Annotated in this window: 12 protein-coding genes and 1 pseudogene; 5 read left to right on the top strand and 8 right to left on the bottom strand. The window is 40.5% G+C overall.

Features of this window, described 5'->3' with window-relative positions; translation table 11 throughout:
• Positions 1 to 347: 347 nt before the first annotated feature.
• From I4V84_RS06590 to I4V84_RS06580, 3 genes are all read right to left on the bottom strand, one after another.
• Entirely contained in the window at positions 348 to 890 is a 543-nt protein-coding gene (locus I4V84_RS06590) for a TIGR00730 family Rossman fold protein (RefSeq protein WP_118578562.1), read from the bottom strand.
• Positions 891 to 982: 92 nt separating this feature from the next.
• Positions 983 to 1552 (bottom strand): chromate transporter, encoded by a 570-nt coding sequence (locus I4V84_RS06585; protein WP_173769825.1) that lies wholly within the window; start codon positions 1550 to 1552, stop codon positions 983 to 985.
• Entirely contained in the window at positions 1549 to 2124 is a 576-nt protein-coding gene (locus I4V84_RS06580) for a chromate transporter (protein ID WP_187564997.1), read from the bottom strand. Before I4V84_RS06580 ends, I4V84_RS06585 begins: the two co-directional genes overlap by 4 nt.
• Before the next feature lie 250 nt (positions 2125 to 2374).
• On the opposite strand from I4V84_RS06580, the gene uvrB reads away from it, so the two are divergent.
• Positions 2375 to 4363, top strand: a complete 1989-nt coding sequence (gene uvrB, locus I4V84_RS06575; protein ID WP_173735237.1) for an excinuclease ABC subunit UvrB — start codon at positions 2375 to 2377, stop codon at positions 4361 to 4363.
• A gap of 319 nt (positions 4364 to 4682) precedes the next feature.
• Here the strand turns inward: uvrB and I4V84_RS06570 are convergent, their stop codons facing one another.
• The 5 genes and pseudogenes from I4V84_RS06570 to I4V84_RS06550 form a co-directional block, all read right to left on the bottom strand.
• Positions 4683 to 6272 carry a glycoside hydrolase family 43 protein gene (locus I4V84_RS06570; RefSeq protein ID WP_195991454.1) on the bottom strand — a complete coding sequence of 530 codons (1590 nt, stop codon included), beginning with the start codon at positions 6270 to 6272 and terminating at the stop codon, positions 4683 to 4685.
• A gap of 144 nt (positions 6273 to 6416) precedes the next feature.
• Positions 6417 to 6710: pseudogene (locus I4V84_RS06565) on the bottom strand (recombinase family protein); the annotation flags it as partial.
• An 87-nt stretch (positions 6711 to 6797) separates the two neighbouring features.
• Complete coding sequence (locus tag I4V84_RS06560; protein ID WP_173769820.1) at positions 6798 to 7808, bottom strand: Rpn family recombination-promoting nuclease/putative transposase; 1011 nt, start codon at positions 7806 to 7808, stop codon at positions 6798 to 6800.
• The gene (locus I4V84_RS06555; protein WP_173769819.1) at positions 7792 to 7977 is read right to left on the bottom strand and encodes a hypothetical protein; all 186 of its coding nucleotides are present in this window, start codon (positions 7975 to 7977) and stop codon (positions 7792 to 7794) included. The genes I4V84_RS06560 and I4V84_RS06555 overlap by 17 nt, the downstream gene beginning before the upstream one ends.
• A gap of 115 nt (positions 7978 to 8092) precedes the next feature.
• Entirely contained in the window at positions 8093 to 8245 is a 153-nt protein-coding gene (locus tag I4V84_RS06550) for a hypothetical protein (RefSeq protein WP_173769818.1), read from the bottom strand.
• Between the two features lie 6 nt (positions 8246 to 8251).
• Here I4V84_RS06550 and I4V84_RS06545 point away from each other — a divergent pair, with 6 nt between their 5' ends.
• The 4 genes from I4V84_RS06545 to I4V84_RS06530 all read left to right on the top strand — a co-directional run bounded on the left by I4V84_RS06545 (position 8252) and on the right by I4V84_RS06530 (position 13987).
• Positions 8252 to 9010 carry a hypothetical protein gene (locus I4V84_RS06545; RefSeq protein WP_173769817.1) on the top strand — a complete coding sequence of 253 codons (759 nt, stop codon included), beginning with the start codon at positions 8252 to 8254 and terminating at the stop codon, positions 9008 to 9010.
• A gap of 183 nt (positions 9011 to 9193) precedes the next feature.
• Positions 9194 to 9628, top strand: coding sequence for a helix-turn-helix transcriptional regulator (locus tag I4V84_RS06540; protein WP_173769816.1), 435 nt, complete (start codon positions 9194 to 9196; stop codon positions 9626 to 9628).
• 21 nt (positions 9629 to 9649) lie between these two features.
• Complete coding sequence (locus I4V84_RS06535) at positions 9650 to 11329, top strand: site-specific DNA-methyltransferase (RefSeq protein ID WP_173769815.1); 1680 nt, start codon at positions 9650 to 9652, stop codon at positions 11327 to 11329.
• 15 nt (positions 11330 to 11344) lie between these two features.
• Positions 11345 to 13987, top strand: coding sequence for a DEAD/DEAH box helicase family protein (locus I4V84_RS06530; RefSeq protein WP_195991453.1), 2643 nt, complete (start codon positions 11345 to 11347; stop codon positions 13985 to 13987).
• The last annotated feature ends 20 nt before the right edge of the window (positions 13988 to 14007 follow it).

Here is a 14007-nt window from a genome sequence, read left to right as displayed (position 1 = left end):
AGTGCTAACATCTATGTTCTTAAGATACACCTCAGTATTCCTTTTGTCAATATTTTTTACAAATTTTTTTCATCTTTTTTGATAGTTTTTACCCTATACTTTACCATTCTGGCTAAATTCTCCTTACTGCAATACTTTTTTTGGACAGCAAGGATACTATCAGGTATCTGCCAACGCAGTCTTATGTTTGCTGCCGCATAAATGAAAAAGATGCCTTGAGAAAATTTTCCCTGGCATCTTCTTTCCTATATAGGAATACCGCCCATAGGCGACATGTCCGTTTTGTAACTGTTCAGCACCTTCACAGTTATATGTTTCGCAAAACAGCCCCTGCTGAATAGCAGCCTCTATTTTTTATAATTTTCCAGATAGTCAAGAACTGCTGTCGGCTCATCCAGAAAGACTACCAGATCCAGCACGGAAAAATCCATGAATTTCTCTTCTGCTGTGTACTCCAGCAATGCTTTCATCTTGTCATAATATCCGTCAATGTTATACAGCACAATTGGGCGGTCAATACGTTTCAGGCTTTTCAAGGTAAAAATCTCAAAAAATTCCTCGTAGGTACCAATTCCGCCAGGTGCTACGATCGTAGCATCTGATTTTTCTTCCAGAAGTTTTTTGCGCTCTCTCATATTCTCTGTGAAAATAAATTCCGTGCATTTCTCATACAGAACTCCAGGCTGATCAAAAAATCGGGGAGCAATTCCAAGTATGTAACCATTTTCTGCTGCCACGCCTCTGGCTGCTGCTCCCATCATTCCGGTAGCCCCGCCGCCAAACACCAGACCGTGACCTCTTTTTCCCATTGCTCTTCCAAGCTCTTCTGTTTTTTCATAATAAATGTTTTTAAGCAGTGCACTTGAAGCGCCATATACACATATGTTCAATCTGTTATCCCCCTTATTTTTTCTTCTAAACACAGGTGCAGCCTACCTGCGGCAGCACCATATACGAAAGTCAGCTGGCATATCTTTTCCAGTCAGCTTCCGGCAGCCGCGCAAAACACCATATTTGCCACACCGCACAAAACCATCACCAGAATAGGATTCATTTTAAATTTTCTTAAAAGCACCAGTGCGGCAGTAAAGAACACCACCATTCGAATGCATATGTTTTCCCGAAACAGTTCCACTGCACCATTTATAAAAAAAGATGATACTAAAATGGTAACTCCTGCCTTGGCGATCATGGCCACAACCGCCGGGCGAAGGGATGTAAGAGTTCCCTGGAGAAGGGACATTTTCCGGTATTTCGTGTAAATATATGCCAGCAGGGTTACAATTATACAGGAGGGTAAAATACAGCCAAGAGTAGCCACCACTGCGCCACCAGGACCAGCAATCCTGGTTCCTACAAAGGTTGCGGAGTTTACTGCAATAGGACCAGGAGTCATCTCTGCAATGGTCACAAGATTCGAAAAAGTTTCCATGGAAATCCAGCCATGCATAGTCACTACCTGTTCCTGTATAAGAGGCATTGCTGCATATCCACCTCCAAAGCTTAATGCACCAATTTGAAGGAAGCTGAAAAAGAGCTGAAGATAAATCATTTTTTGCTGCCCTCCTTCACAAGTGTACGCGCAAATCCAAATACAGCCACAATAAGTATTATATAAATAATGTTTACCTTCAGAAAATAGCTTACACAAAAACTGATGACCATAATAACCACATTTACCCAGTCATTTGATTTCGCCACGTTTTTCCCCATGTCGTATACCACAGAAATGATCACAGCACCTACGCCGGCAGTCATGCCTTTCAAAAGAGCTGCTATATAATAATTAGAGCAGAATGCATCATAAAACAAGGAAATCAGGGACAGGATCACCATTGGCGGAATAATAGCCCCCAGAACCGACAGCAGCATTCCCGGTATTCCCCCAAGCTTGTATCCCACCACAATTGCTCCGTTTACTGCAATTGCTCCTGGAGATGACTGTGCGATTGCCACCAGATCCAGCATTTCTTCCTCATCGATCCAGTGATATTGATCCACAAATTTCTCTTTCAATAAAGTAACGATCACATATCCGCCGCCAAAAGTAAACGTACTAAGATATAACGAGGCAAAAAAAAGCTTTCTCAGCACATATCTTTTATTCTTTTGTTTTTCTTCCATTTCCAGCACTCCTAATAATTCTGCATGATTTCTGTGCATCGCGAAGCGTGTTACTGGTCAGGTCATGAACAATCACGCTTTTCTTTTTTAAGATAACGCACTATAGGTATGTCTGTCAATTAAAGTTTTGGAATGCTTCTGGCATTTCAGAAGGCAGAACAAATATTCGATTCTGCTGTACTTTTATAAAAAAGGATGCTATACTGAAAACAGTTAAAGCGTGTTTGATTTTATAAAAGAAAGGACTCATATGGATCATTTTGAATTACATTCCGAGTATAAACCAACCGGCGATCAGCCACAGGCTATTGAGAAACTGGTAAAGGGATTTAAAGAGGGAAATCAGTTTGAGACGCTGCTTGGTGTCACCGGCTCTGGTAAAACTTTTACTATGGCAAACGTTATTCAGGCGCTGAATAAGCCTACTCTGATCCTGGCCCATAATAAAACTCTGGCAGCACAGTTATACGGTGAGTTTAAGGAATTCTTCCCGGAGAATGCGGTGGAGTATTTTGTTTCCTATTACGATTATTACCAGCCAGAAGCATATGTGCCTTCTTCTGACACTTATATTGCCAAGGACTCTGCGATCAATGATGAAATTGACAAGCTCCGTCTTTCTGCCACTGCCGCCATGTCAGAGCGAAAAGATGTTATTATCATCTCTTCTGTGTCCTGTATCTATGGATTGGGTTCTCCTCAGGAATTTCAGGACATGATGATTTCCCTGCGTCCTGGCATGACTAAGGATCGTGATGAGGTTATCCGGGAGCTGATCGACATTCAGTACACCCGAAATGAAATGGACTTCCACCGAAGTACCTTCCGCGTCCGTGGCGACACTCTGGAGATTTTTCCGGCTAACAGCTCAGATACCGCTGTCAGAGTGGAGTTTTTCGGAGATGAGATTGACCGTATCTCTGAGATTGATGTGCTCACCGGAGAAATCAAATGTCAGCTTGCGCACATCGGTATTTTCCCTGCTTCCCATTATGTAGTACCAGCGGAGCAGATTCAGAAAGCAGCCATTGCCATTGAAGAGGAATTAAAAGAACGGGTAGACTACTTTAAAAGCGAAGACAAGCTTCTGGAAGCCCAGCGTATCTCCGAGCGTACCAACTTTGATATTGAAATGATGAAAGAAACCGGCTTCTGCTCCGGTATTGAGAACTATTCCCGTCATCTTTCCGGACTGGAGCCAGGGCAGCCGCCTTATACTCTGCTGGATTATTTCGGGGATGATTTTCTTCTTATTATTGATGAGTCGCACAAGACAGTCCCACAGGTTGGCGCTATGTATGCTGGCGACCAGAACCGTAAACAGACATTGGTAGACTATGGTTTCCGTCTGCCCTCTGCTAAGGATAACCGCCCTCTGAGTTTTGAAGAATTTGAGAATAAACTTGACCAGGTTTTGTTTGTATCTGCTACCCCGGGAGATTATGAATACGACCATGAGCTTCTCCGCGCCGAGCAGATCATCCGTCCTACCGGTCTTCTGGATCCGAAAGTGGAGGTGCGCCCTGTAGAGGGACAGATAGACGACCTGATTTCTGAAATAACGAAAGAAACCTCCAGAAAAAACAAAGTGCTGATCACAACTCTCACCAAACGAATGGCCGAGGATCTTACCCAGTATATGAAAGATGTGGGAATCCGTGTCCGTTATCTTCATTCGGATATTGATACCCTGGAGCGTGCAGAAATCATCCGCGACATGCGTCTGGATGTATTTGATGTGCTTGTAGGCATTAACCTTCTGCGAGAAGGACTTGATATTCCTGAGATCACTCTGGTTGCTATTCTGGATGCAGACAAGGAGGGCTTCCTTCGTTCTGAGACTTCCCTGATCCAGACCATTGGCCGTGCTGCCCGAAACAGCGAAGGACACGTTGTCATGTATGCAGACGTGATGACGGATTCCATGAGAAATGCCATTGAGGAAACCAACCGTCGCAGGGAAATCCAGGAAGCCTATAATAAAGAGCATGGAATTACTCCTACTACTATTAAGAAGGCAGTCCGTGATCTGATTGCAGTTTCCAAGGCAGTTGCTGAAACTGAAGTGAAGCTGAAGAAGGATCCGGAATCCATGAGCAAAAAAGAGCTGAAGAACCTGATCTCCCAGTTGGAAAAACAGATGCGCCAGGCTGCTGCAGACTTGAATTTCGAGCAGGCAGCAGAGCTGCGTGATAAAATGATAGAATTGAAGAAAAATCTTGCAGATGCGGAAAAGTAATCCTTCGATTTCCCCATGCATTTTGCCAGTCAGATTTGGCACTATTTATCAGCTTCAAGAGAGCGCTTCACGATCTGATTAAAGCGTGTTTGAAGAGTGAAAAGCCTAATTTTCAGGCTCATCACCCTTGCATATCATAGAAGAATCTTATTTACAGACTTTTTCCCACAGTCTTTGTTTGAAAAGGATTTCTGTAAGATGTACGTCACAATTTACAGGATTCTCTGCCTGCAGCGGATCGCCTCCGGCCACATTTATATTTGCGCCGCAGTGCGATCCCGCCCGGCAGGGGGTTCCGTTAACCTTGATTATTCAGCAATTAATTTTTATTTATCTTCACTGAAAAATTTCTAAAATGCCCTTCCGCCTTTTCTGAGAACATTCCGATATAAGTTCCGGTAAAACTCATGTACATAGTTCCTTCTGTAGCCAGCCCTGCAGTAGAACCGCTGCCCAGCTTCTCATAGTATTTTCCATCTTCGCTGTACCAGAAATCATATTCCAGAGGATTACCGATAATACGAAAATGAATATTTTCCCCAGAGGATACTACCTTCTCAGCTGTTCTTGCAAACATATCATGAATATGCCTGGAAAAACAAACCTTGTACTGTCCGCCCTCTCTGGTTAAGTAAATTTCATAATGATAAAATTGATTGTAGAATGTACCCAGTCCCACTCTTTTATTTAGACCTTTGACGTTGCTGTCTTGGGAAAACGGACAGGCATCTGAAAAATTTCCTTTCAAACTCACCACAACATCTGCCTCAACATCAAATTCCTTCTGCCTGATTCCGACCCATGTCGGAGTATCCGTGTCATTTAAAGTTACGCTTGTTCCTTTCAAAATAAGCCGTCTGGCAGCGGTATCACGCACATAATTTTCCATATGCGGAGTTCGAACCCAGTTATAATGCAGGCTGAATTTCTCTTCCGAAAAATCATCTGTAAAATCCCGGCATATCGGCTGCACCTGGTCGCCTGGAAGTGGTCCCTTCATTTCCAAAGCGATTCTGCCATCGTTTCCAACAACCGGCCAACCCTCTTTATCCCAGATTACAGGGCTTAAAAAGGTCTCTCTTCCAAGATGATGAAGTTTCAGACCTCGCTGCGGAGTGCAAGAAGGCCGGATTCCCAGACAAACCAGCCACCAGTTTCCATTCTGATCTACTTCCAGATCAGCATGTCCAGTGCAGGAAATAGAGCCATCCGGATTATCCCGGTGACTGAGAATCGGATTATGGGGACACGCCTCATACGGTCCAAATGGAGAATCTGCTCTTTGCATGGTAACCATATGTCCATATTCTGTGCCACCCTCTGCAAGAAGCAAATAATATTTTCCATTCAGCTTGTAAATATGAGGTCCCTCCGGACAGATTCCGCCGCATCCATGACTGATACATACACTTTCGGACAGCTTTTCTCCTGTGTATGGATTGATTTTACACATAAAAATTCCATCCCTGTCATCTTTATCTCTGGAAGTAGAGGCGAAGTAAACATCTTCACCATCAAACAGCAAAGTAGGATCAATCCCTCCCTGATCAATCCATACCGGCTTTGACCATTTCCCATAAATATCGCTGGTATGTACGATCAAATGCCCCTTATGTGACACATTGGTAGTGGTCATAAAAAACTCACCGTTATGGTAACAGAGCATCGGCGCATAAATTCCGCCTGACGGCCGAACACCGTCCAGATAAAGCTGCTCTTTATCTCTCAGACAGTAATTGATCAATTCCCAGTTCACAAGATTCTTACTGTGGTAAACCGGCACTCCGGGATAGAATTCAAAAGTTGAATTTACAAGATAAAAATCATCCCCGACTCTGCAAATCGACGGATCTGGATTGTAACCAGAAATAATGGGATTTTTGTATTTTTGTATTCTGATATCTGGCATATTTTTCCTCCTGACCTGCAAACCGACAAATGCGGTTCTCTTCATAAGATATCTATAGATTACTATGATTCAGAAAGAATAACAACCCTAAAAACTTTTGCTGTATTATAGGAAAAATTGTATAAACGGCACTGCAAATATGGGTATATGAGGTTCTTTCAAAAATACCAGGGATACGCCTTGGTTATATAGTTTCTGGTACATTTCGTACCCTTCCTGTGCAGTACGGCTCATACGAGATACTGAATCAAAGACCAGCGTATCATCAGTAGAAACTATTTTGAGCAGCTTTTCAAATTCTTTTCGTCCCTGTATTATCGTTCCTGTGTATGTTTCTTTTACAATAACTGCGTCTGGATATGCCAGCTTAATATTTCTGATCTGCCGCTCCATTGACTGCTTGGATGTAGAAATCCTGCAATACCCATAGACTTTCATTTTATTATTTCCTTTCTGCTATAAACAAAATTGGAGCAGAACCATTATAGATTCTGCTCCACATACACTTCTGATTATATTTGATTCCTACCAGTATTTCTCCACGTAATCTCTTGCCTCGTCCTCTGACAGTGAAAATTCTTTCGCAACGTTCTTGATTGTGTCTGATTTGCTGATCTTAAACGTTTTGCAAGTACGAATATTGGCATGGATTCCCTCCAGTTGTCCTTTCAGAATTCCTTCCTGGAGACCTTCGATTCTTCCTTCCTGTCTGCCGCGCTGAACGCCCTCGTTTACCAATTCCTCTAATGCACCACACATATAAATCTGCCCTCCTTTTTTCTCTGATTGCAAAGCATGGTTAATCAGTCTCTGGGATTCTGTGATTGCTCCGATCACGACTCCGAGTTCTGCAGGGATTGCCTTTTCTTTATACACAGTATTGATCTTCTGAAAATCCTTTTCATAAATAGAACGGCTTACATCAAATACGGTATCCACATCTGCATTATGAAACCGCAGTGATCCGCTTTTCCTTAACTGAAGCAAGTTCATTTTATAGTCGGATACCAAAGGTTTCAGTCTTTCCGGGATTTCCAGCATATCTGCCAGACAGAACGGTCCGTCCCATTCTTTTTCCCCATAATATACGCACAGGCTTATCACTGGATGGAGCCTGTCTGTCCTCTTTAAGTTGGAAAGGAATTCGTCAGAAGACTCACACCCTTTCTCAGCCTTGTTCCTGGCTGCGATTTCGTTGTATTCCTTCAGATACGAAAGGGAATCCCCGATCATATGCCGTAAAGGCATTGCATAGTGGATTTTACTCTGGTTCTCCAGCCCCCAGATTACAAAATCCACGCCATAGGCTGTTTTCTTCACCACGTCCAGGACTTTCTGAACCGTCTCTGCATGGTTGTTAAATTTCACCATGGAGGAAACATCTGTATCTACTTCCATGAGATCAGCAGGGTTCAGTACCTGTTCTCCATCAAATAACGCTGCATTAAATAAATCTGCGAAATGATCATTATCCCGCCAAAATGTCTTTAGTATGGTATCCGGTTTTATGTTGTTTTTCTCAGCCGTTTTCGACACCTCCTATATCCGTTTCTTCTATATTTAATATATCATAATCCATACGATATTTCCATGAAAAGAAATTACCTAAATCTGAAAATTTTATAAACCTCAGTGCTACATCTGTATCAAAACTGACGTTATCAAAAAAAGTATCAAAAGTAACCCATTCCACTAGCTTTGCCACGGTATATACCGTTCCAGATCTAACGACAGTTAGATTTGATACCGTTTCGTTCTGACAGTACCTGCTGGTGATCCCGGTCATCCCAAAATCACCAGCCAGAAACTAATTCACAACACTATGCCGCCATCATCTCAATCTGGTCTGATTTCAGATCATAATGATAAATATGTCTGGTAAGCACATCCTCTTCCGGAGTTGCTTCTTCTATAGTAGCCTCCAGAATTGTTTTCAGTTCTTCAGGCTCCACACTTTCCGCATCATGGAGCATTACCTCATGAACGCTTGTAAATGCCAGATACAAGCCTTCTGCCCCAACGATCAAAAAACTGCCGAAGTATATCTATATTTACTCAAACAAGCAAAAATACCTCACCGTTTCAATATTGAAAAACGATACAATCAGAAACAGAAAAGAAATACTCCAGAAGCCTTCGCCATTACAATCAGTTGTAAAAGCTATGAGCTTTCAATATATTTGAAATATCCTCAGTTACAGATTAAACATGCTCAAGGTTACTTGGACGATCAACAAGAACTCAACAATGCCCTTGGACAGCTCCGAATAGAATTACGTGAACGACGTCCAAAACTGTTAAGCGATAAAAAGAAATGTCATTGTACAGAGTCAGAACTATTAGACGGCTCAAATATACGTCCTCGTGAAACGATATGCAAACTTCTGAAGCGAATGTACGGTACTGGTGATTTTCTACTGTATAACGATGCCCATGAACAAATTGCGAACAGCCGTTACTCAAAGAGAGTAAAACGTAAAATGTTAAATGTATTATGTGCAATCAAAAAAAGACATGGACTTGATTCACAAAAAAATAACCTTGATCCAGATATGCTTTCCGCTGTCATGCCTTATTTTAATGAACTTGACATTTCTCCAATAACTCTCTCAGAGAAAAAAGCAAAATATTGCAGTGAAGAAGTATTCCCAAATCCGTTAAAATATGTCCAGGGTGAAACAATAGATCTGTTGATGGACACAGATGTCCTGCAAGTAGATCAGCTGGACAATAATTAACGCATAGTATTTGAAATTTCAAAAATTACAACTTATTGTTAGATTATATATTGCAACGTCTCCATTTTTATTGCAAGTATTGGTTCTTAATCTCACATATAATACAGTAATTCAATATATTTTCATAGAGTTCATTGATTTTTCTCACAATTACTGTTATTATTCTCACATGGAGGTAATAATATGAACGGTGAAAGACTAAAAAAGGCAAGAAAAGCTTGTGGATATACTCAAGTTTCTCTTGCAAAGGCCCTAAATGTTTCAAAGGGTTCTGTAGCAATGTGGGAAACAGGAAAACGGAATCCGGAATTTGAAACTCTGGAAGCATTGCTTTCTTTGTTAAATGTATCTTATGACTATTTGACTGGTAAATCAAAAGAAACTGCTCATAATACCTTAATAACTGACGAAAAGAAAAAGCTTTCGGCATGGACGGTTGAAGATGAACTGTATGATACCTTCCGCAAATTCCTGGCACTGGATCCTTATGGCATAAACGCAGCAACACAGGTAATCATGAGTGAATATCAACGGTGTTCTGCTCAAAAAACATTGGTGCAAAATAGTGCCTATACCCTCTCGATTGATCTTAATAAAAGCACCTCCAATGCCGAATAAATAATAAAGGAGCATTCTACCATGCCAACATTAGACTGGATTGGCAAGAGCAAAGTAGTAAATCATCATTTGGATGTACCTTACTGTGTTCTTGACCGCAAATATAGTTTTGACGAAAACGGACAACATGAAGAAGATAATGGCAGTGAAAATATGATTATCCATGGAGATAATCTGCTTGCGCTAAAAAGTCTTCTGCCTCAATATGAGGGACTCATAAAATGTATCTATATTGATCCGCCTTACAATACTGGAGAAGAAGGATGGGTTTATAATGATAATGTGAATGATCCACAAATAAAAAAATGGCTCGGTGAAACGGTTGGCAAACAAGGTGAAGATCTGAGTCGTCATGATAAGTGGCTATGCATGATGTATCCGCGACTAAGATTATTACAAAAATTACTAGCTGAAGATGGAGTTATCTTTATAAATATAGGTGAAGACGAACATTCAAATCTAAAATTGATATGCGATGAAATTTTTAGTGCAAGAAATTATATAACTGACTTTAGTAGACAAATGAAATCAGGCGGTGCAAAAGGGCATTATTATACACCTAGCCTTGACTATATTCTAGCATATGCAAAGAATATTAATGTTTTACCATACTTTAGAGCTGTCATGACTCAAAAACAAATTAAAACCTTCTATAAATTTACACAACAAGAAGGTTCCAGAAAAGGAGAATTGTACGGTGAAGAGAGGCTGTTTAAATCCAGTCTTGAAGCTCGTGCTAATCAAAGATATTATATACAATGTCCAGATGGAACATTTGCAATCCCTCCTGGGAATAGTCTTCCTAACAAACTTGAAGAAGGATTAATAGTAACACCATTAAAAACTGATAAAGTTTGGAAATGGATTTACCCACGATATAAAAAAGAGCTTGAAGCTGGAAATATTGTATTTAAAAAGACTTCAACTTCTGGATTAGTAGATCAAAATGGCAATAAAAGTACATGGAATATCTATAACAAACTTTGGCTGAGTGAGCAACAACAAAAAGGAGTAGTTCCCTCAAATTTAATTACAGAATATGAAAATCGACAAAGCGCAGCTGAATTAAAGAATTTGCAATTAAATTTCAACTATGCTAAACCAGTAAGGTTAATCGAGTATATGTTAAGAATTTCGCAACAAGACTCTAATTCCATTATTCTCGACTCCTTTGCAGGCTCTGGCACTACTGCTCATGCTGTTCTAAACATGAACAAAATAGACGGTGGTAACCGCAAATTCATTCTGGTGGAAATGGGTAATTATGCTGATACCATCACCGCTGAGCGAGTAAAACGTGTAATAAATGGCTATGGAACCGAAAAAAATGCTACTGAAGGCACGGGTGGAAATTTTAGCTACTATGAACTTGGTGAATCCATCTTTGATGGAGAAGCACTGAATGCTTCCATTGGTCTTGATGACATTCGCAAATATGTATATTTTACAGAAACCCAGCAAAAGCTTGAGCCACTCCACACTGAAGAGCCTTGCTATATGGGCACACATATGGATGTCGCTTATTATTTTAATTATGAAAAAGGAAACACTACCACACTGAACAGAGATTTCTTACACACAATACAAACAAAAGCAGATGAATATGTAATTTATGCTGATCTTTGTACACTCAGTCAACGTGAACTAGAAAAATGGCATATTTCATTCAAAAAAATACCACGCGACATCAAAAAAATGTAAAGGAGAGATGGATAAATGAAATTAAAAACTTATCAAGAAACTGTTTTACAGGATTTATCCTCTTTTATTGATGCAGTAGATTGTGAAAATGATATTATAAAGGGTTGGAAAAAATACTGGGGGAATAAAGATATTCCTGTTGGATTTAACGGTGTTCCATACTATCAGAATAAAATAGAAAACACACCTCATGTGTGCATAAAAGTTCCTACAGGCGGCGGTAAAACTTTTATAGCCTGTTCTGCCGTAAAAACAATATTTGAACATTTTCCAGTCAACAAACCAAAAGTAGTTGTATGGCTCGTGCCATCCGATTCAATTCTTACCCAGACACTCCGTACTTTATCAGATGTAAACCATCCATACCGCCAGCGTTTGGACATGGATTTTGCAGGACGTGTAGGTGTTTATACTAAAGAAATGCTGCTGAACGGACAAAATTTTTCCCCAGATAGTGTCCGTGAAATGCTGACAATCTGTGTATTGAGCTATTCCTCTCTGCGTATTGACAGTAGAAAAAAAGATGTCCGCAAAGTCTATCAGGAAAACGGAAATCTTTTCCGCTTTGCTGAACAATTCGATGACGAATCCGTATTACTTGCGGATACCCCGGATACTGCACTAATTCAGATTCTGCGATTCCTCTCTCCTGTAACTGTAGTTGATGAAAGCCACAATGCAGGATCTACTCTTAGTGCCGAAATGCTCAATAACCTAAATCCATCTTTTATATTGGAATTGACAGCAACACCTCGTAGCACCAGTAATATCATCTCTTATGTGGATGCCAGGGAACTAAAAAAAGAAAATATGGTTAAACTGCCTGTTGTTGTATTCAACAGAAACAGCAGACAGGCGGTTATTCAGGACGCAATTCAGCTTCGCGGTAATCTGGAAAAACAAGCCAACGCCGAACAGCTTTCTGGTGGAAAATATATACGTCCAATTGTGCTATTTCAGGCACAGCCAAAAATCAATGAAGAAAGCGATACCTTCGATAAAATCAGAGAACTTTTAGTTGAGATGGGCATTCCAAAGGAACAAATTGCTGTTAAAACTTCAAAAGTAGATGATCTTGGAAATATCGATTTGCTTAGTCCAAACTGTGAAATTCGATATATCATTACTGTTAATGCGCTCAAAGAAGGCTGGGATTGCCCATTTGCATACATCCTTGCTTCTCTTGCTAACAAAACCTCCAAAGTAGATGTTGAACAGATTCTCGGTAGAATCCTACGTCAGCCATATGCAAAGCAACATACAGCACCGCTTTTAAACACCTCGTATGTACTAACCTGCTCGAACGATTTTCATTCTACTCTGGACAGCATTATTGTGGGGTTGAATAAATCCGGTTTCAGCCGGAAAGACTACCGTATTGCAGAGGATTTGCCTCCTCAGGAGACACCAGAACAGCCCGAACCAGTTCAGGAAACATTTTCACCAGAACTGCTTCAAACTGAAAAAGCCGATTGCTTTGACGATGTAAATCCAGCGGAAGTTCAACAGTTTCTCTTTGCAACAGGAACATCCGAAAAGGCAGCTGCAAATCCTGGGGAAATGCACACTACTCTTACCTCCATGATTACTGCGGCCACGGCCCAGTCTGAAAAATATACAGCAGAGATAAATGCCACCAAAGATAGCTTCTTCACAGGAGGTGAGCTTGGAGAAATGTTAAATCAAAATACAATGCAAAGTCAATATCTGGAAGAAGTTAAAAATTTAAGAATACCGCAATTTTATATCAAAGGTGAACCAGACTTATTTGGCAGTACATATGAGTTTTTGGAGCCTGAAAACCTATCTGAGGGGTTCTCACTGTCCGGGCAGGATGCCCAGATTAGTTTTGAACTGGCAACTGGAGAAATGTATCAAGTTGATATTCAAGAACAGGGGGAAGCCGTTCCAAAATACAAACGTATCTCCAAGCCTGATATTACATACATCCGAAAATATCTGGAAAGCCTGCCTCCAGAAAACAGACTACGTCAATGTACATCCTTAATTGCTGCACAAATTAATAAAAATAACCGATATGCTACATCTGACATAGAAAACTATGTGCGCAGGGTTGTTAATGGTATGACTGAAAATGAGTTGGCTACTATGGAAACCGCCATCCCTGTATACGCAAGAAAAATACAGAAAAAAATTGAAACTCTTGAAAATACATACCGTAATAAGCAGTTTAAAAAATGGCTGGACAGCGGAAAAATCGTATGCCGTGATTCATATGCTCTCAAACCTGTAATCACTCCATCTTCCACGATCGACTCAATCCCTTATTCTCTCTATGAAGCTGAAAAAGATGACATGAATGACTTCGAACGAAAAGTAATTGATATCATTGTTGGCACAGATAACATCCGCTGGTGGCACAGAATTATTGAACGAAAGGACTTCTACATAAACGGCTATCTCAATCATTATCCAGATTTTATGGTAATGATGAAATCCGGGAAATTTATTCTGGTTGAAGCCAAAGGTGATTATCTTGATGGAGATGACAGCAAATCTAAGCTGGAACTCGGCAGAAAATGGCAGGAACAGGCGGGACGCATTTATCGCTACTTTATGGTTTTTAACAACAAAGAACTCGATATGGACGGTGCATACACTCTCGATAGATTTGCTGACATTATAAAAGAAATTTAACGCCACTAAATATTGGGGTG

Source organism: Ruminococcus sp. 1001713B170207_170306_F1 (assembly GCF_015668065.1).
Lineage (GTDB): Bacteria > Bacillota > Clostridia > Lachnospirales > Lachnospiraceae > Blautia_A > Blautia_A faecis.
Note: the sequence above shows the minus strand (reverse complement) of the source record. Positions and strands in the feature narration are given on the sequence as shown.

Coding starts and splice junctions, on each gene's coding strand:
- I4V84_RS06585 (WP_173769825.1), bottom strand. CDS start 1,552: ATGATTTATCTTCAGCTCTTTTTCAGCTTCCTTCAAATTGGTGCATTA.
- I4V84_RS06580 (WP_187564997.1), bottom strand. CDS start 2,124: ATGGAAGAAAAACAAAAGAATAAAAGATATGTGCTGAGAAAGCTTTTT.
- uvrB (WP_173735237.1), top strand. CDS start 2,375: ATGGATCATTTTGAATTACATTCCGAGTATAAACCAACCGGCGATCAG.
- I4V84_RS06570 (WP_195991454.1), bottom strand. CDS start 6,272: ATGCCAGATATCAGAATACAAAAATACAAAAATCCCATTATTTCTGGT.
- I4V84_RS06550 (WP_173769818.1), bottom strand. CDS start 8,245: ATGCTCCATGATGCGGAAAGTGTGGAGCCTGAAGAACTGAAAACAATT.
- I4V84_RS06545 (WP_173769817.1), top strand. CDS start 8,252: ATGAACGCTTGTAAATGCCAGATACAAGCCTTCTGCCCCAACGATCAA.
- I4V84_RS06540 (WP_173769816.1), top strand. CDS start 9,194: ATGAACGGTGAAAGACTAAAAAAGGCAAGAAAAGCTTGTGGATATACT.
- I4V84_RS06535 (WP_173769815.1), top strand. CDS start 9,650: ATGCCAACATTAGACTGGATTGGCAAGAGCAAAGTAGTAAATCATCAT.
- I4V84_RS06530 (WP_195991453.1), top strand. CDS start 11,345: ATGAAATTAAAAACTTATCAAGAAACTGTTTTACAGGATTTATCCTCT.